This is a genomic window from Cronobacter universalis NCTC 9529, from assembly GCF_001277175.1.
GTDB classification, from domain to species: Bacteria; Pseudomonadota; Gammaproteobacteria; order Enterobacterales; family Enterobacteriaceae; genus Cronobacter; species Cronobacter universalis.
Window position 1 is genome coordinate 475915 of sequence record NZ_CP012257.1, and the last position, 15887, is coordinate 491801.

At 60.2% G+C, this 15887-nt stretch carries 18 protein-coding genes; 9 read left to right on the forward strand and 9 right to left on the reverse strand.

The features are described 5' to 3' along the window. The first annotated feature begins 76 nt into the window (after positions 1–76). The 3 genes from yrbN to mtr all read left to right on the forward strand — a co-directional run bounded on the left by yrbN (position 77) and on the right by mtr (position 3588). Complete coding sequence (gene yrbN / locus AFK65_RS21690; protein WP_097563900.1) at positions 77–157, forward strand: protein YrbN; 81 nt, start codon at positions 77–79, stop codon at positions 155–157. Then, complete coding sequence (locus AFK65_RS02220; RefSeq protein ID WP_038858201.1) at positions 150–2057, forward strand: DEAD/DEAH family ATP-dependent RNA helicase; 1908 nt, start codon at positions 150–152, stop codon at positions 2055–2057. The genes yrbN and AFK65_RS02220 overlap by 8 nt, the downstream gene beginning before the upstream one ends. Positions 2058–2343: 286 nt before the next feature. After that, on the forward strand, positions 2344–3588 hold the full coding sequence (gene mtr, locus AFK65_RS02225; protein WP_032805155.1) for a tryptophan permease: 1245 nt from the start codon (positions 2344–2346) through the stop codon (positions 3586–3588). A 46-nt stretch (positions 3589–3634) separates the two neighbouring features. Here mtr and AFK65_RS02230 read toward each other — a convergent pair whose 3' ends face one another. From AFK65_RS02230 to ubiU, 3 genes are all read right to left on the reverse strand, one after another. Next, complete coding sequence (locus AFK65_RS02230; protein ID WP_007705016.1) at positions 3635–4645, reverse strand: luciferase-like monooxygenase; 1011 nt, start codon at positions 4643–4645, stop codon at positions 3635–3637. Between the two features lie 152 nt (positions 4646–4797). Then, the gene (locus AFK65_RS02235; RefSeq protein WP_007705019.1) at positions 4798–5676 is read right to left on the reverse strand and encodes a U32 family peptidase; all 879 of its coding nucleotides are present in this window, start codon (positions 5674–5676) and stop codon (positions 4798–4800) included. A 10-nt stretch (positions 5677–5686) separates the two neighbouring features. Further along, positions 5687–6682 carry a ubiquinone anaerobic biosynthesis protein UbiU gene (gene ubiU / locus AFK65_RS02240; RefSeq protein ID WP_007854140.1) on the reverse strand — a complete coding sequence of 332 codons (996 nt, stop codon included), beginning with the start codon at positions 6680–6682 and terminating at the stop codon, positions 5687–5689. Positions 6683–6930: 248 nt separating this feature from the next. Here ubiU and ubiT point away from each other — a divergent pair, with 248 nt between their 5' ends. Together ubiT and AFK65_RS02250 are read left to right on the forward strand one after the other, a co-directional pair. Then, the gene (gene ubiT, locus AFK65_RS02245) at positions 6931–7455 is read left to right on the forward strand and encodes a ubiquinone anaerobic biosynthesis accessory factor UbiT (RefSeq protein ID WP_007705025.1); all 525 of its coding nucleotides are present in this window, start codon (positions 6931–6933) and stop codon (positions 7453–7455) included. Further along, positions 7449–7952, forward strand: coding sequence for a GNAT family N-acetyltransferase (locus AFK65_RS02250; RefSeq protein ID WP_007705028.1), 504 nt, complete (start codon positions 7449–7451; stop codon positions 7950–7952). The genes ubiT and AFK65_RS02250 overlap by 7 nt, the downstream gene beginning before the upstream one ends. Positions 7953–7954: 2 nt before the next feature. Here the strand turns inward: AFK65_RS02250 and AFK65_RS02255 are convergent, their stop codons facing one another. Continuing rightward, positions 7955–8242 (reverse strand): GIY-YIG nuclease family protein, encoded by a 288-nt coding sequence (locus AFK65_RS02255; RefSeq protein WP_004385046.1) that lies wholly within the window; start codon positions 8240–8242, stop codon positions 7955–7957. A gap of 65 nt (positions 8243–8307) precedes the next feature. On the opposite strand from AFK65_RS02255, the gene AFK65_RS02260 reads away from it, so the two are divergent. Further along, the gene (locus tag AFK65_RS02260) at positions 8308–8742 is read left to right on the forward strand and encodes a YhbP family protein (protein ID WP_007705032.1); all 435 of its coding nucleotides are present in this window, start codon (positions 8308–8310) and stop codon (positions 8740–8742) included. Here AFK65_RS02260 and AFK65_RS02265 read toward each other — a convergent pair. Continuing rightward, positions 8722–9240: a type 1 glutamine amidotransferase domain-containing protein gene (locus AFK65_RS02265; protein ID WP_004385044.1), complete on the reverse strand. Its 519-nt coding sequence runs from the start codon at positions 9238–9240 to the stop codon at positions 8722–8724. The two genes, AFK65_RS02260 and AFK65_RS02265, sit on opposite strands and share 21 nt — an antisense overlap. A 144-nt stretch (positions 9241–9384) precedes the next feature. Here AFK65_RS02265 and AFK65_RS02270 point away from each other — a divergent pair, with 144 nt between their 5' ends. Then, the gene (locus AFK65_RS02270; protein ID WP_007705036.1) at positions 9385–10035 is read left to right on the forward strand and encodes an NAD-dependent epimerase/dehydratase family protein; all 651 of its coding nucleotides are present in this window, start codon (positions 9385–9387) and stop codon (positions 10033–10035) included. 76 nt (positions 10036–10111) lie between these two features. Beyond that, positions 10112–11155, forward strand: a complete 1044-nt coding sequence (locus AFK65_RS02275; protein ID WP_007705039.1) for a permease — start codon at positions 10112–10114, stop codon at positions 11153–11155. A 157-nt stretch (positions 11156–11312) separates the two neighbouring features. On the opposite strand, the gene dolP is transcribed toward AFK65_RS02275, so the two are convergent. Genes dolP through AFK65_RS02295 form a run of 4 tightly spaced genes read right to left on the reverse strand, consistent with a single transcriptional unit; the run spans position 11313 to position 14922 of the window. Next, a complete protein-coding gene (dolP, locus tag AFK65_RS02280) occupies positions 11313–11888 on the reverse strand; it encodes a division/outer membrane stress-associated lipid-binding lipoprotein (protein WP_007673092.1) in 576 nt (191 codons plus the stop codon). A gap of 9 nt (positions 11889–11897) precedes the next feature. Then, complete coding sequence (diaA, locus tag AFK65_RS02285) at positions 11898–12488, reverse strand: DnaA initiator-associating protein DiaA (RefSeq protein ID WP_004385040.1); 591 nt, start codon at positions 12486–12488, stop codon at positions 11898–11900. Between the two features lie 26 nt (positions 12489–12514). After that, entirely contained in the window at positions 12515–12910 is a 396-nt protein-coding gene (locus AFK65_RS02290; RefSeq protein WP_038858197.1) for a YraN family protein, read from the reverse strand. Continuing rightward, positions 12868–14922 (reverse strand): penicillin-binding protein activator, encoded by a 2055-nt coding sequence (locus AFK65_RS02295; RefSeq protein ID WP_038858196.1) that lies wholly within the window; start codon positions 14920–14922, stop codon positions 12868–12870. The genes AFK65_RS02290 and AFK65_RS02295 overlap by 43 nt, the downstream gene beginning before the upstream one ends. Before the next feature lie 62 nt (positions 14923–14984). Here AFK65_RS02295 and rsmI point away from each other — a divergent pair, with 62 nt between their 5' ends. Beyond that, complete coding sequence (gene rsmI / locus AFK65_RS02300; RefSeq protein WP_038858194.1) at positions 14985–15845, forward strand: 16S rRNA (cytidine(1402)-2'-O)-methyltransferase; 861 nt, start codon at positions 14985–14987, stop codon at positions 15843–15845. Positions 15846–15887 lie beyond the last annotated feature (42 nt).

A 15887-nucleotide genomic window follows, 5' to 3' on the forward strand; every position in this document is an offset into this window, starting at 1 on the left:
ACTAAAGTCATCACCTTAACCGGTGAGGGCTTGTTTGTTCGTTAATACACCTACTTTGAGCCGGTTCACACTTTTAATGAAAATTGCAGAAAATTTTCACGATGAGTTATGTAGACTGGCCGCCATTAATTCTGAGGCACTCGTACTACATGGCTGAATTCGAAACCACTTTTACTGATCTGGGCCTGAAGGCTCCAATCCTTGAAGCCCTTAACGATCTGGGTTACGAAAAACCATCTCCAATCCAGGCAGAATGTATTCCGCATCTGCTGGGTGGTCGCGACGTTCTGGGTATGGCCCAGACCGGTAGCGGCAAAACCGCAGCGTTCTCACTGCCGCTGCTCCACAACATTGATGAAACTCTGCGCGCGCCGCAGATCCTGGTGCTGGCACCGACCCGCGAACTGGCGGTTCAGGTTGCTGAAGCCATGACGGATTTCTCTAAACATATGCATGGCGTAAACGTCGTGGCCCTGTACGGCGGCCAGCGTTATGACGTGCAGCTGCGCGCACTGCGCCAGGGTCCGCAGATTGTGGTCGGTACGCCGGGCCGTCTGCTGGATCACCTCAAGCGCGGCACGCTGGATCTTTCTAACCTGAAAGGCCTGGTACTGGACGAAGCAGACGAAATGCTGCGTATGGGCTTCATCGAAGACGTTGAAACCATCATGGCGCAGATCCCGGCTGAACATCAGACCGCGCTCTTCTCCGCGACCATGCCGGAAGCGATTCGTCGCATCACCCGTCGCTTTATGAAAGAGCCGCAGGAAGTGCGCATCCAGTCCAGCGTTACTACTCGCCCGGACATCAGCCAGAGCTACTGGTCTGTTTACGGCATGCGTAAAAACGAAGCGCTGGTGCGTTTCCTGGAAGCGGAAGATTTTGACGCGGCGATTATCTTCGTGCGTACCAAAAACGCGACCCTGGAAGTGGCTGAAGCGCTGGAGCGCAGCGGTTACAACAGCGCCGCGCTGAACGGCGATATGAACCAGGCCCTGCGCGAGCAGACCCTGGAGCGTCTGAAAGACGGTCGTCTGGATATCCTGATCGCAACCGACGTTGCGGCGCGTGGTCTGGACGTTGAGCGTATCAGCCTCGTGGTGAACTACGACATCCCGATGGACTCCGAGTCTTACGTTCACCGTATCGGCCGTACCGGTCGTGCGGGCCGTGCAGGCCGTGCGCTGCTGTTCGTTGAGAACCGCGAGCGTCGTCTGCTGCGTAACATTGAACGCACCATGAAGCTGACCATTCCGGAAGTGGAACTGCCGAACGCAGAACTGCTGGGCAAACGCCGTCTGGAAAAATTCGCCGCGAAAGTACAGCAGCAGCTGGAAAGCAGCGATCTGGACCAGTACCGCGCGCTGCTGACCAAGCTTCAGCCGGAAGGCGAGCTGGATGTGGAAACGCTGGCTGCCGCGCTGCTGAAAATGGCGCAGGGCGAACGTCCGCTGATCCTGCCGCCGGATGCGCCGATGCGTCCGAAGCGTGAGTTCCGCGATCGCGACGACCGTTTCGAGCGCCGTGGCGACCGTAACGATCGTGGCCCGCGCACCGAGCGTAGCGGCGAAGACCGTCCACGTCGCGAGCGTCGTGACGCCGGCGATATGGAGCTGTACCGCATCGAAGTGGGTCGTGATGATGGCGTTGAAGTACGTCACATCGTGGGCGCTATCGCCAACGAAGGCGATATCAGCAGCCGTTACATTGGTAACATCAAGCTGTTCGCGTCTCACTCCACCATCGAGCTGCCGAAAGGCATGCCGACCGAAGTGCTGCAGCACTTCACCCGTACGCGTATTCTGAACAAGCCGATGAATATGCAGCTGATGGGTGATGCACAGCCGCGCGGCGATCGTCGTCCTGGCGGCGGTGGTCGTGGTTTCGGCGGCGAACGCCGTGAAGGCGGTCGCGGTGAAGGCCGTGGCGAAGGTCGTCGTTTCAGCGGCGAGCGTCGCGAAGGCGGTCGTAGCTTCGGTGGCGAACGTCGTGAAGGCGGCCGCGGCCCGCGTCGTGATGACGCAGCGACCCCGCGTCGTCGTTTCGGCGACGCATAAGCGCAGAAAGTCTGACAACAAGCCCCGGCCATGCCGGGGCTTTTTTTATGGCGTGAGCCCGCCCGCCGTGCCGTGAATGTTTTGCCCCTCCTTGTGGCTCATGCCTCCCTTATAGCGATGAAAAACTAACGTGCTGCGCCAGACCGCGTTGACTCATCAACACGCTGCCATACTGCGGCACTCCAGCGAAATGCATCACGCTTTATCAAAGCCGTAATTTTTTCTCCTTTTTGTACTCGCGTACTGGTACAATGAATCATCAGGATAATTTTTACGGGAAAGCACTATGACCACACTTGTCGCCCGCAGCGCCTCGCCTTCGCTTTTAAGCGGCGTTGTGATTATCGCCGGCACGATCATCGGCGCAGGCATGTTCTCTCTGCCGGTCGTGATGTCCGGCGCGTGGTTTTTCTGGTCGCTGCTCGCCCTGGTGTTCACCTGGTTTTGTATGCTGCATTCAGGACTGATGTTGCTGGAAGCCAACCTCAACTACCATATCGGCGCCAGCTTCGACACCATCACCCGCGACCTGCTCGGCAAAGGGTGGAACGTGGTGAACGGCGCCTCCGTCGCGTTTGTGCTCTATATCCTGACGTACGCCTATATCTCGGCCAGCGGCTCAGTGCTTCACCACACGCTCGCAGGCATGAATATTGACGTGCCTGCGCGGCTGGCAGGGTTTGGCTTCGCGCTGGTGGTGGCGTTTATTGTCTGGCTCTCTACCCAGGCCGTAAGCCGGATGACGGCGATTGTGCTGGGCGCCAAGGTCATCACGTTCTTTCTGACTTTTGGCGGACTGCTGGGCCATGTGGAGCCCGCCACGCTCTTCAACACCGTCGAGGCAAGCCCGAGCTATACGCCGTATCTCTTAATGACGCTGCCGTTTTGCCTGGCGTCGTTCGGCTATCACGGCAATGTGCCAAGCCTGATGAAATACTACGGCAAAGAACCGGCTGTGATTATTCGCTGCCTGGTACTGGGAACGCTGATTGCGCTGGCGCTTTACATCGTCTGGCTGCTGGCGACGATGGGCAACATTCCGCGCCCGGAATTTATCGGCATCGCGAAGGCGGGCGGTAATATCGATGTGCTGGTGGGCGCGCTGAGCGACGTGCTGAACAGCCGCACGCTGGATGTGCTGCTGATTGTGTTTTCCAACTTCGCCGTGGCGAGCTCTTTCCTGGGCGTGACGCTGGGGCTGTTCGACTATCTGGCGGATCTCTTCGGGTTTGACGATTCGCCGCGCGGGCGTCTCAAAACCGCGCTGCTCACGTTTTTACCGCCGATGGCGGGCGGGCTGCTGTGGCCGAACGGTTTTCTGTATGCGATTGGCTATGCGGGGCTGGCGGCGACCATCTGGGCGGCGATTGTGCCGGCGCTGCTGGCGCGCGCATCAAGAAAGCGCTTCGGCAGCCCGCGCTTTCGCGTCTGGGGCGGGAAGGGGATGATTGCGTTGATCCTGCTGTTTGGGCTCGGTAACGCGGTGGTGCACTTGCTGTCCAGCTTCAACCTGCTGCCGGTCTATCAGTAATCACAGCTTCGCCCTCTCCCGGCGGCGGGAGAGGGCGAAAACCGCATTAGCTTAACAGCTCTTCCCGCACCTGCATGGCGAGATCAAACGAGTGCAGCCGCGCATCGTGATCGAAAATCTGGCCGTTAACCATAATCTCATCGGCGTCGGTTTCACGCAGAATGGACAACAGCCCGTGGCGGACCTTCGCTTTATCACCCACCAGCGACATGCTGAGCGCCTGCTGAACGCCGTACTGCTCCGCCGGGCTCCAGAAACTCTCCATAGACGCAATCGGCGGCGGCAGCTGGCCGGTTTCGCCGCGGCGCAGCTTCACAAACGCCTGCTGCATCGACGTAAACAAAAACTCCGCATCGCGATTGCTGTCAGCGGCGACGATATTGATGCATACCATCGCATGCGGTTTTTCCAGGCGCTCAGAGGGCTGGAAGTGCGTGCGGTAGAGGTGCAGCGCCTGCAACAGCATATCCGGCGCGAAATGCGAGGCGAACGCGAAGGGCAGCCCCATCTGCGCGGCCAGCTGCGCGCTGTAGAGGCTTGAGCCCAGCAGCCAGACCGGGAGTTTTGCGCCATAACCCGGCACCGGACGTACCGCCGGGTTCGGATCGCGGGCGTCGAACCAGTCCGTCAGCTCTTTCACATCGCGCGGAAAGTTATCGATGTCATGATTCATATGGCGGCGCAGCGCCATCATCGTGCGCTGATCGCTGCCCGGCGCGCGGCCCAGGCCCAGCTCAATACGGCCAGGATAGAGCGCGTCGAGCGTGCCGAACTGCTCGGCAATCACCAGCGGCGCGTGGTTAGGCAGCATCACGCCGCCGGAGCCCAGGCGCAGCGTGGTGGTATTGGCGGCGAGATAACCAATCAGCACCGACGTGGCGGCGCTGGCGATGCCGGTCATATTGTGGTGCTCCGCCAGCCAGTAGCGGTCGTAGCCGCGCTTCTCGGCGAGACGGGCTAAATCGAGCGAGTGGTGGAACGCCTCACGGGCGGAGGAGCCTTGCGGGATCGGCGCGAGATCGAGCACCGAAAAAGGCACAACAGATTTATCAGACATAACGGCTCACTTAATTACAGCAGTGTCATCAGATTGAAGGTCTTCTTCCAGCCTGGCGCATTTCGGGGATTTTGCCCGCGGCCCGGCCGGAAAGCTGTCCTTTCATACTGCATGAACTGATGCAAAACGCTGTTAACAAAGTGAGCCTTTTCTTATGCCTGAAGCGCCATTCCGGCGAGCCTGCGCCAGTAACCGTTACAGTCGCTGTGGGCGGCAAGCGGCAGCGGGGCGGCGCCCTTTTCATTGGCCCGGAAGGCGTCGAGCATATCCAGCGTTTCGGGGCCCATTGGCGAGAGACGGACTATATCCACCAGCCCGGCCATCGCCGGCAGCTCGTTGCAGAGGTTATAGACATAACCGCTCATGGTCTGAATGCCGTTCAGGACAAAGACCTGGCTGTTCTCCTGCGAGAGCATGCTACGCCCGTTGGGATATTTGATGCAGCAGGTTTCGCACTCATCTTTCGGCCGGTCTTCCGAACGGGCGGTAAAGCAGCGGGCGGAGTAAGCGAGCGGCAGGTGGCCGTAGCTCAGCACTTCCACTTCAAACTGATTGCGGATACCCAGCGCGTCGCACTGATCGAGCAGATTCACCAGCCAGTCGCGGGACAGCTCCACCGGCATACACCAGCGCGTCATGCCGTCTTTCAGCAGCAGACGCAGCGTGACGGCGTTATAGCAGTTCAGCGCATGGCCCGCGACGAACGGCAGCCTGCGCTCGGCCGCCAGTCCCACCGCGCCGAAGTCGTTGGCCTCAATCAGAAACTCGCCGTTATCGATATAGCGCTTCAGCTCGGTCAGCTCCGACGGCGCCTGCACCAGCGCAAGCGTTGAGAGCACCACCTGTTTGCCGCTGGCGGCGAGCGTTCTGGCAAGCGCCAGCCAGTCGGCGGCTTTGGTATCGCGACGTTTGCTGCACACCGCCTCGCCGAGATAAATCACGTCGGCGGTGCTCTGCGCTGCGGCTTCGTAAAAGCTCTCCAGCGTCGCTTTCGGCCAGTAGTACAGCACCGGCCCTAATGCGTATTTCATCCTGCTCTCCTTACTGCCATTTGCGATGGTACGCGCCAAGCGTCGTCTGGGTGCCTTCGGCCATCGCGCCGAGCGCGTCCATCCAGGCCGGTTGCGGCGCGAAGCGCTGCGGGTCGGCTTTGCAGCGGTCGATAGCCTGACGCCAGACTTTCGCCACCTGGCTGACGTAAGCCGGGCTGCGCTGGCGCCCTTCGATTTTCACCGAGGCGATATTGGCCGCCAGCAGTTCCGGCAGCAGCTCCAGCGTGTTCAGGCTGGTGGGCTCTTCGAGCGCGTGATAACGCTGGCCGTCCACCAGATAGCGGCCTTTGCAGAGCGTCGGATAACCGGCGTTTTCGCCTTCCTGGTAGCGGTCAATCAATACGTCGTTCAGGCGCGACTCCAGCCCCTGTTCCGTCTGCTGCCAGCGCACGAAGCGCGCGGGCGAACAGGCGCCCACGGTATTGGGCGATTCGCCGGTCAGGTACGAAGAGAGGTAGCAGCGGCCTTCCGCCATGATGCACAGGCTGCCGAAGGCGAACACCTCCAGCGGCACCGGCGTCACCCGCGCCAGTTGTTTCACCTGATGAATGGACAGCACGCGCGGCAGCACCACGCGGGCCACGTCGAAATGGCGCTGGTAAAAACGAATGGCGGCTTCATTGGTGGCGGACGCCTGTACCGACACATGGCGTTCTACGTGCGGATAGCGGGTGGCGGCGTACTCCAGCATCGCGAGGTCGGCTAAAATCAGCGCGTCGGCGCCGAGCTGAGCGGCCATATCCACCGCGCGCTCCCAGCGTTCATAGCCGTCAGGGTGCGCGAAAGTATTAATGGCGATGTGCAGTTTGCGGCCATGCTGGTGCACATAGCTCACCGCTTCCTGTAATTTTTTCTCGGTAAAGTTGAGGCCAGCGAAGTGGCGGGCGTTGGTATCGTCTTTCAGACCGATATAGACCGCATCCGCGCCATTATCGATGGCCGCCTTCAGAGCCGGCAGGTTACCGGCGGGGCAAAGCAACTCCATAGCGTGTCCTGAAAATAAAAGCAGGCCGCGTGAGGCCTGGCGCGCTGCATAAAGGCAGCGAAATTGTTAACGAACGGCGATTTTAGTTAACCCGTCCGCGACAATTTTTGATTTAAGGCAGCTAATGTCGTATTGATGGCATCTATAAAGGGGTACCTGCGAAGGCGCAAAGCTTGATTTGAGCCGCTATCTCACCTGGCCGATATGGCACAATAACGGCCATTGTGATCTGGCAAGGAGAAAAGCCCGTGTTGAATAATCTGCGTTCCTGTCTGGTACATCTTGGTCCTTCGCTTCTTAAGGCGCCGGTGGCGCTCGCGCCGTTTGCGCTCAAGCGTCAGGCGCTGGAGCAACTGCTTGGCTGGCAATTTCGTCAGGCGCTGGCGGATGACGAACTGGCGTTTCTTGAAGGGCGCTGGCTTGGCATCGAGGTGCGCGATATCGGCCTGCGCTGGTTCACGTCGGTTGAGAACGACAAGCTCATTGTGCGGGAACAGGCCGAGGCCGACGTCATGTTCCGCGCGGACGCCGCCGACCTGCTGATGATCGCCGCGCGCAAGCAGGATCCCGATACGCTTTTCTTTCAACGTCGTCTGGTGATTGAAGGCGATACTGAATTAGGGTTATATGTGAAGAATCTGATGGACGCCATTGAGCTCGACGCGATGCCGAAACCGCTGCGCATCATGTTGCTGCAACTGGCGGACTTCGTAGAAGCGGGGCTTAGCGTCTCGCCGCTAACCAAAGCAATTTCCATAGGTGAACCATGCTGATTCGTGTAGAAATCCCCATTGATGCGCCGGGCATCGACGCGTTACTTCGCCGGGCGTTCGGCCGCGACGACGAGGCGGAGCTGGTGCACGCGCTCCGTGAAGACGGACTGCTGACGCTGGGGCTGGTCGCAACGGATGACGAAGGGCAGGTTGTCGGCTATGTCGCGTTCAGCCCCGTTACCGTGGCAGGCGAAGAGCGTCAGTGGCTGGGGCTTGCGCCGCTGGCGGTCGACGAAGAGTGGCGCGGGCAGGGGATTGGCCGTCAGTTAGTGTATGAAGGGCTCGATTCGCTCAATGAGTTCGGCTACTCGGCAGTCGTCACGCTAGGCTCGCCGGAATTTTACAACCGTCTGGGCTTTGAGCCCGCCGCCCGTTACGATCTGCACTGCCGCTGGCCTGGCGCCGAAGCGGCGTTCCAGGTACACCGTCTCGCCGACGACGCCCTGAACGGCGTGCACGGCCCCGTGGACTACCACGAACATTTTAACCGCTTCTGATCTCAGGGCGTTTGCGGTGCGCTTTTCATCGCCTCAAACGCCAGCTCGCCTGCGACCAGTTGCTCTTTCTGCCGTTTTGTCAGTTGCTTGATGCGGTATTCGGCGCGCAGCGCCTCGGAGCGGTTGCCCGCGGGCGCGCTGAAAACCAGCGTCAGCTCGCCTTTGCCGCGCAGCGCTTTGGCGCCCTTGCCGCGCTGATGCTGGGCGAAGCGGCGCGCCACATCAGTGGTGATGCCGGTATAAAGCCGGTTATCGGGGCAACGGATCAGATAAAGAAACCATTCTTCCATAATGAATATCAGCGGCAGTCACAACTGGCCGCACCTTACCATGATTATCCCCGACAGGAGAAACAATGGACGCTCTCGACGCCATCAGCAAATGGCTCGCTAAACAGCATGTCGTCACGTATTGCGTCGGCAATGGAGAAGCGCTCTGGTGCGCGAACGCGTTTTACCTTTACGATCGTGAACGGGTGGCGTTTTATCTGTTAAGCGATACGGAAAGCCGACATGGCAAAATGGCAGGCAAGCTGGCGCCTGTCGCGGGTACGGTTAACGGGCAGACCAAAACCGTAGCGCTTATCCGCGGCGTGCAGTTTTCAGGCGAATTGCGGCTGGTGGAAGAGCCGGAAAGCGAGGTCCTGCGCGAGCGCTATAACCGTCGCTTTCCGGTGGCCAGGGTGATGTCCTCCCCGCTGTGGGAGATCCGTCTGGATGAGATCAAATTTACTGACAACACCGTGGGGTTTGGTAAAAAACTCGTCTGGTTACGCCCCGAGCAGGCGTAGCGCCTCACGGTTAAATGCCGGTAAATCTTCCGGCGTGCGGCTGGTCACCAGCTGGTCTTTATCCACGACCACTTCCTGATCGTGGAACTCCGCCCCGGCGTTTTTCACGTCAATCACGATAGGCTTAACGGCGGTAAGCTTACGCCCGCGGATCACATCTGCGCTGATTAACAACTGCGGCCCGTGGCAGATAGCGAACACCGGTTTGCCGGTATTGACGAAATCGCGGGTAAAGGTGACAAAGCGATCGTCGCCTCGCAGGCTGTCCGGCGAATGGCCGCCAGGCAGCAGCAGGGCGTCGAAATCGGCCGGGCTCACCTCGTCGATGGCCTTATCAATGGTGACTTTCGCCTCGCCCTGTTTGCCGGTGACGGTTTTCCCGGCCTCTTTCTCGATGGTAATCACTTCATGGCCGGCCTTGCGATACTCGGCCGCCGGGGATGTGAATTCTGAATCTTCAAATTCGTCAGTGATTAAGACTGCGATCTTCTTGCTCATTACGCCTCCCTTGGTGTCTTTGCAGAACAGTGATGTGCAGTAATGGCTTTTGCCAGAAATGGTAAATACTTAAACCACACAGACTATTAAGCCTGGTTCAGGGCGCTGACATTGCAAGGCAGAAGATTCTGCAAAGGAGCGATCATGAGTCGAGTACTGATAACCGGCGCCAGCGGCCTCGTGGGCAGTCATCTGCTGCGAATGCTGGTTGATGAGCCGCGCGTGACGTCGATTATCGCGCCAACGCGCCGCCCGCTGCGCGTGCCGATGCATAAAGTGGAAAACCCGTGCGATCCGCAGATCTCCGATGTGCTGACGCAGCTCAGCGCGCCGCTGGATATCGTCTTTTGCTGTCTCGGCACCACGCGGCGCGAGGCGGGCAGCAAAGAGGCGTTTATTCTGGCTGACTACACGCTGGTGGTGGATACCTCGCTCGCCGGGCTGCGGCTTGGCGCGAAGCATATGCTGGTGGTCAGCGCGCTCGGCGCGAACCCGAATTCGCCGTTTTTCTATAACCGCGTGAAGGGGGAGATGGAAACAGCGCTGAAGGCGCAGGGCTGGCCACGGCTGACGCTGGCGCGCCCGTCACTGCTCATCGGCGATCGTGAAAAGCGCCGCGCCGGGGAATCCTTCATGGCGCCGCTGTTTCGTCTGTTGCCAGGAAAATGGAAAGCCATTGAAGCGCAGATCGTGGCGCAGGCGCTGATAAATGCGGCGCTGTCGCCTGCAAAAGAAGATGTCTCGGTGCTCGACTCGGCGCAATTGCGTAAAATAGCGGCGCAAACGGCGCGCTGAACCGCGTTTCAAAACGCGCCCGGCGGGCGTACTATTGACCGGCAAAAATTTACCCCCTGTTTTCCAGAGGAATGTTATGGCTGGTCAGTCTTCATCTCTGGCGCCGAAATCCCCCGCATGGTGGAAACCCGCGCTGTTTTTTCTCGTCCTGTTTATTGGTCTGTGGTACGTCAAATGGCAGCCCTATTACGGCAAAGCCTTTACCGCAGCGCAAACGCACAGCATCGGCAATTCTATTCTCGCGCACGCGCAGGATAACCCGCTGCGCGCGGCGCTCGATTACGCCGCAATCTATTTTCTCGCGGTCTGGAAGGCCGCCGTGCTCGGCGTGCTGCTGGGCTCGCTGATTCAGGTGCTGATCCCGCGCGACTGGCTGGCGCGCACGCTGGGCCAGCCGCGTTTTCGCGGTACGCTGCTCGGCACGCTGTTTTCACTGCCGGGCATGATGTGCACCTGCTGCGCCGCGCCGGTTGCCGCCGGGATGCGCCGCCAGTCGGTGTCGATGGGCGGCGCGCTGGCCTTCTGGCTCGGCAACCCGCTGCTGAACCCGGCGACGCTGGTGTTTATGGGCTTCGTGCTGGGCTGGGAATTTACGCTTATTCGCGTGGCGGTGGGGCTGGTGATGGTGATTGGCATCGCGTCGCTGGTGCAGCGGTTTGTGGCCGATACGCCAGCGCCGGCGTTGCCTGAGTCAGCGCTGCCTGCAGAAGCGTCGCAGGGTAGCTTTATGGCGCGCTGGCTTCGTGCGCTCTGGACGCTGTTCTGGAATACGATTCCGGTCTATCTGCTGGCGGTGCTGGCGCTGGGCGCCGCGCGCGTCTGGCTGTTCCCACACGCCGATGGCGCGGTAGGCAATACGCTGTTCTGGGTGCTGGCGATGGCGATTGCCGGTTGCCTGTTCGTGATCCCGACAGCGGCGGAAATCCCGATTGTACAGACGATGATGGTAGCGGGCATGGGCGTCGCGCCAGGGCTGGCGCTGCTGGTGACGCTGCCTGCGGTGAGTCTGCCTTCGCTTATCATGCTGCGTAAGGCCTTTCCGGCGAAAGCGTTATGGCTCACCGGCGGGATGGTGATGCTGGCGGGCGCGGTGACAGGCGCGCTGGCGCTGGTTTTTTGATACTGGAAAGGTGGGTGCGCTTCGCTTACCCACCCTACAAAAGCAAAAGCATCCCCTTTACCGTAGGGCGGGTAAGCGAAGCGCACCCGCCATCGTCATAAGTGTAAGGATGTCGCAGAAGCCCTCTCCCGGCGGGGTGAGGGCTGGAGTGAGGGAATTACTTAATGTAGGTGAACGCGGTCGTTACGTGTTTCACGCCGCTCACCCGGCTCGCGGTATCCGCTGCCGCGCGGCCTTCGCGTTCGGTGACCAGACCCAGCAGGAACACTTCGCCGTTCTCGGTCGTTACCTTCACGTTAGAGGATTTCACCTGATCGCTGCCAAGCAGCTGGGAGCGCACTTTGGTGGTGATCCAGGTGTCCGACGACGCGGTGCCGAGCCCAATCGGCTGGCCGTTGCGGATCTCGTTAAACACTTCCGTAGCACCTTCCACGCCCATCGCTATCTGTTTCGCGCGGGACGCCAGCTCCGGGTTCGGCGACTGGCCGGTCAGCAACACTTTGCCCTGATAGGCCGTCACGTTAATACGCGCTTCTTTCTTCAGCTGTTCATCTTTGCCAAGCGCGGTATTCACGCGCAGCTCCAGCGTCCCGTCATCAACCTGAGTACCCACACTGCGCGGATCGGTGGCGGCTTTGGTGCCGACGGCCGCGGTTCCGACGACGGCTGCCGCAACGCAGCCCTGTAGCACTAGCGCGGTCATCACCACCGCAAGGGGTTTAATGGCCTTCATGAGCACTCCTTAATCATCCTGGTGTGGAAACAATGTGTTATCGATAAGATCACACAGGCAGTTGACCGTCAGCATATGCATTTCGTGAATGCGCGCGCTGCGATGGGAGGGAATACGGATCTCCACATCCTGCGGGCCGAGCAGGCCCGCCAGCTCGCCGCCGTCGTAGCCCGTCAGCGCCACGATAGTCATATCGCGGGTGACGGCCGCTTCTACCGCTTTCACGATATCGCGGCTGTTGCCACGGGTGGAGATCGCCAGCAGCACATCTCCGGCGTGGCCCAGCGCGCGCACCTGTTTGGCATACACTTCGTCATGCAGCCTGTCGTTGGTTATCGCCGTTAAGACCACATTATCGGTATTTAGTGCAATGGCAGGTAAACCGGGCCGTTCGGTTTCATAACGATTGATCATGCTGGCCGCAAAATGCTGCGCGTTGGCGCCGGACGTGCCGTTACCGCAGCAGAGGATTTTGTTGCCGTTAAGGAGAGACTGAACCAGGGTCATGGCCGCACGTGAAATCGCATCCGGGAGTGCTTCCGCCGCCGCAATCTGGGTTTGAATGCTTTCCGTAAAGCAGACTTTGATTCTTTCTAGCACGATTATCCTTTGAGCGTTACGTCAGTTCAGGCGTGGAGCGAAAAAGCGTTCGCTATCCACTCGGTTTCATTGCCGGTGAAGGCTAACACATCGAACCGGCAATCCACAGTATCAAAGCTCCCATTGTGGCGCGCGAGCCACAACCGGGCGGCATGTAACAATTTTTGCTGTTTGCTGCGGGTGACGCTGGCGGCCGCGCCGCCATACAGACTGGCGCGGCGGTAGCGCACTTCGACGAACACCGTCACGCCACGATCGTCCATGATGAGATCGATTTCGCCGCCGCGCTCATGCACGTTGGCGGCGATAAAACGCAATCCCTTACGCTCAAGAAAAGCGCGCGCCCGGGCTTCCCAGGCGGCGCCGGTCTCTTTGCGGCTTAGTTGGCCGGAACCAACTGTCCCTGCTGGTATTTGAGCCACGTTAACTTCCTGTTAATGACGCAGTCCTGTGTCGCGCTAAGCGCGCCGGTGTTGCCGCTGAGCTGAAAGCCCGGCACCTGGCGCATCTGGGAGAAATGGTTCGCCAGCGACCAGGCGTCCACGCCCATCGCATACAGGCGCGCCAGCGAGTAGTCGTTATTTACCGCCGCGAGCGCCTGCTGTTGCAGCGCCGGGTTGCTGCCGGTGAGCATCGGGATATCGCTGAACTCCAGGCCTTCCATTTCGAGACGGAAATCCGGGCCGGAGCCGCCCTGGGCGCTACGCGAGCTGGCATACAGCGCAGCCCCGCTGTGGCTGCCCGCGCGCATCGCGATCATCGGTTTTATCAGCGCAATTTCAGACGGCGTGGCGAGGATATAAACGGCGTCCACGTTGCCGCTGCTGCCTGCGGTGATTTGCGCGTCGGTCGGCGGCGCCGGAATGGAGAGGCCGCCTATCGTCACTGGCTGCTGCTGCGGCAGACTGGCGGCCACAGGCGAGCCGGTCAGCGCGATGCCGGTGCCGCCGTTAATGTTCATTTTCAGCTCATTGACGGAGCCGAATTTCTGCTGCAATACCGTACCGCCGCCAAGCTGCGTCCAGCGGTCAGCGAAGGCTTTGGTGACGCGATCGCCCAGCGCGCTGTAAGGCACCAGCAGCAGCGGCGCGCGCTTGCCTTCCTGCCAGATATGGGCGGCGGCGTCAGCGGCTTCATCTTCCGGCGACAGCGCGAAATAGCAGACATTCGGGCGATTCTGCACCGTCTCCGGCTGATTGAGCGCCAGCACGTTCAGCGGCGTGCCGCTTTTCAGTACGCCGTCCACGCTCTCTTTCAGGAGCGGGCCGACGACCAGGCTTGCGCCATCCTGCTGCGCCTGCGCCAGAATCTGCGTGATGGACTGCGAGCTGGTGTCATACACCTTGATTTCCGCGGCAGGGTTCGCGGGCGCGGCAGCGACAGGCTGGGCATCAACCGGTTGCTGCGCCGGCTGCGCGCTTTCCTGTGCGTCAGGCTGCGCGGCCAGATCGTCGACCGGCGCGGCGGCAGGGCTTGCCACGCCATCGGTCGGGGCGGTCTGGGCGCTATCCGCAGGCTGCGCGGCGCTATCCGCCTGCGCAGGCGTTGGCGACTGAACGGCGACCGGGCTGGTGCCGGCGTTTTTCGCCGCTTCAAAACCCTGCTGAATGGCGCGGCCAAACACGGCCGCCTGGCCATTTAACGGCAGCAGCAGCGCGATTTTGTCGGCGGAAGCGGGCTTGTAGTTTTGCAGGTTGGCAAGCTGCGATGGCAGCATTTTCGCGCCCGGATTTTGCGGGTAGCGCGTCTGCCAGTCCTTCACGCCCGCCTGGAGCATTTTCGGGTCGTTGCGGTTATCGAACCACACGCGCTGGAGATCCAGCCAGCCCTGAAGCGTGTTTTCATCGGCGTTGATGACCAGCGCCTTCGCCTGATCCTGGGACATCTGCGACAGCGCCTGCCAGGTGGCGTCGATGTTTTTCTGCTTCGATGGGCCTTGTAACAGCGGCTCCTGCGCGATCAGCGCGCGCAGCAGCTCCAGCGACGGACGGCCCTGGCTGGCGTCAATTTTCGCCTGCCAGTAGCGGGCTTTCTGCTCGTCGTTCAGATCCGCCGGGCTGATTTTATCCAGCAGCGCGGCGGCGCCCTGATAATCCTGCTGCGCCACTTTGATCTGCGCTTCCAGCAGCGACGCTTCGCGACGCTGGATGTCCGTCAGGTTCTGCGGCAGCTCGCCGTAGAGCGTGATGGCGCGCTCGCGTTTGCCTTCGTCGAGCAGTGCACGTATGGCGAGTAATTGCCAGTTGGTCTTGCTATCATCACGGCTTTGTTCCATCTGGTGCAGATAAAAGCCGGAATCCGCTTTGGCTTCGCCCTGCAGATGTGCAGTGCTTTGATCAGGCGTCTTCGTGCCGCAGCCTGCGAAAAACAGGGCTGCCAGCAGGACAGGCAGACAACGCGCGGCTTTAGAGCCGGAAAATTTAGAAGGTACCATACTGTATCCAGTGGGTTTTTCTGGTGAATGTTCAATTTTAAATCGGCAATACGGACGAAACAATGAAACAAAACGATTCGGCGCAGAATTCTCAGGGCCAGCTCTATATCGTCCCGACGCCTATCGGCAATCTTGGCGACATTACGCAACGCGCCCTGACAGTATTGCAGTCCGTCGATCTTATCGCCGCTGAGGATACCCGTCATACCGGTCTGCTGCTGCAACATTTTGCTATCAGCGCCCGGCTTTTTGCGTTGCACGACCATAACGAACAGCAAAAAGCGGAAACCCTGATCGCTAAACTGCGCGAAGGCCAGAATATCGCGCTGGTCTCCGACGCCGGTACGCCGTTGATTAATGACCCCGGCTATCATCTGGTTCGCGCCTGCCGCGAAGCCGGGCTGCGCGTGGTGCCGCTGCCGGGGCCGTGCGCGGCTATCGCTGCGCTTTCCGCCGCGGGTTTGCCCTCTGACCGCTTCTGCTATGAAGGCTTTTTACCGGCGAAATCCAAAGGCCGCCGCGACACGCTGAAGTCGCTGGAGCAGGAGCCGCGCACGCTGATTTTTTACGAGTCTACCCATCGCCTGCTGGAAAGTCTGGAAGATATGGTCGCCGTCTGGGGCGAATCCCGTTACGTGGTGCTGGCGCGCGAACTCACCAAAACCTGGGAAACCATTAACGGCGCGCCGGTGGGCGAGCTGCTCGCCTGGGTGAAAGAGGATGAAAACCGCCGTAAGGGCGAAATGGTGCTGATCGTCGAAGGGCATAAAGCGCAGGAAGACGCGCTGCCGCCTGACGCGCTGCGCACGCTCGCGCTGCTGCAGGCCGAGCTGCCGCTCAAAAAAGCCGCGGCGCTGGCGGCGGAAATCCACGGCGTGAAGAAGAACGCGCTTTATAAATATGCGCTGGAGCAGCAGGCGTAAACCTGTTCTGCGCCCGTTGGCCGTCGCGGCTGTCAGCGCGAC

Bases quoted from the DNA above. Each gene is read 5' to 3' on its own strand.
- AFK65_RS02260 (WP_007705032.1), top strand. From the start codon at position 8,308: ATGGACGCTCTCGACGCCATCAGCAAATGGCTCGCTAAACAGCATGTC.
- AFK65_RS02250 (WP_007705028.1), top strand. From the start codon at position 7,449: ATGCTGATTCGTGTAGAAATCCCCATTGATGCGCCGGGCATCGACGCG.
- AFK65_RS02265 (WP_004385044.1), bottom strand. From the start codon at position 9,240: ATGAGCAAGAAGATCGCAGTCTTAATCACTGACGAATTTGAAGATTCA.
- AFK65_RS02270 (WP_007705036.1), top strand. From the start codon at position 9,385: ATGAGTCGAGTACTGATAACCGGCGCCAGCGGCCTCGTGGGCAGTCAT.
- AFK65_RS02220 (WP_038858201.1), top strand. From the start codon at position 150: ATGGCTGAATTCGAAACCACTTTTACTGATCTGGGCCTGAAGGCTCCA.
- AFK65_RS02275 (WP_007705039.1), top strand. From the start codon at position 10,112: ATGGCTGGTCAGTCTTCATCTCTGGCGCCGAAATCCCCCGCATGGTGG.
- AFK65_RS02230 (WP_007705016.1), bottom strand. From the start codon at position 4,645: ATGTCTGATAAATCTGTTGTGCCTTTTTCGGTGCTCGATCTCGCGCCG.
- ubiU (WP_007854140.1), bottom strand. From the start codon at position 6,682: ATGGAGTTGCTTTGCCCCGCCGGTAACCTGCCGGCTCTGAAGGCGGCC.
- dolP (WP_007673092.1), bottom strand. From the start codon at position 11,888: ATGAAGGCCATTAAACCCCTTGCGGTGGTGATGACCGCGCTAGTGCTA.
- rsmI (WP_038858194.1), top strand. From the start codon at position 14,985: ATGAAACAAAACGATTCGGCGCAGAATTCTCAGGGCCAGCTCTATATC.
- AFK65_RS02255 (WP_004385046.1), bottom strand. From the start codon at position 8,242: ATGGAAGAATGGTTTCTTTATCTGATCCGTTGCCCCGATAACCGGCTT.
- mtr (WP_032805155.1), top strand. From the start codon at position 2,344: ATGACCACACTTGTCGCCCGCAGCGCCTCGCCTTCGCTTTTAAGCGGC.
- AFK65_RS02235 (WP_007705019.1), bottom strand. From the start codon at position 5,676: ATGAAATACGCATTAGGGCCGGTGCTGTACTACTGGCCGAAAGCGACG.
- AFK65_RS02295 (WP_038858196.1), bottom strand. From the start codon at position 14,922: ATGGTACCTTCTAAATTTTCCGGCTCTAAAGCCGCGCGTTGTCTGCCT.
- yrbN (WP_097563900.1), top strand. From the start codon at position 77: ATGAAAATTGCAGAAAATTTTCACGATGAGTTATGTAGACTGGCCGCC.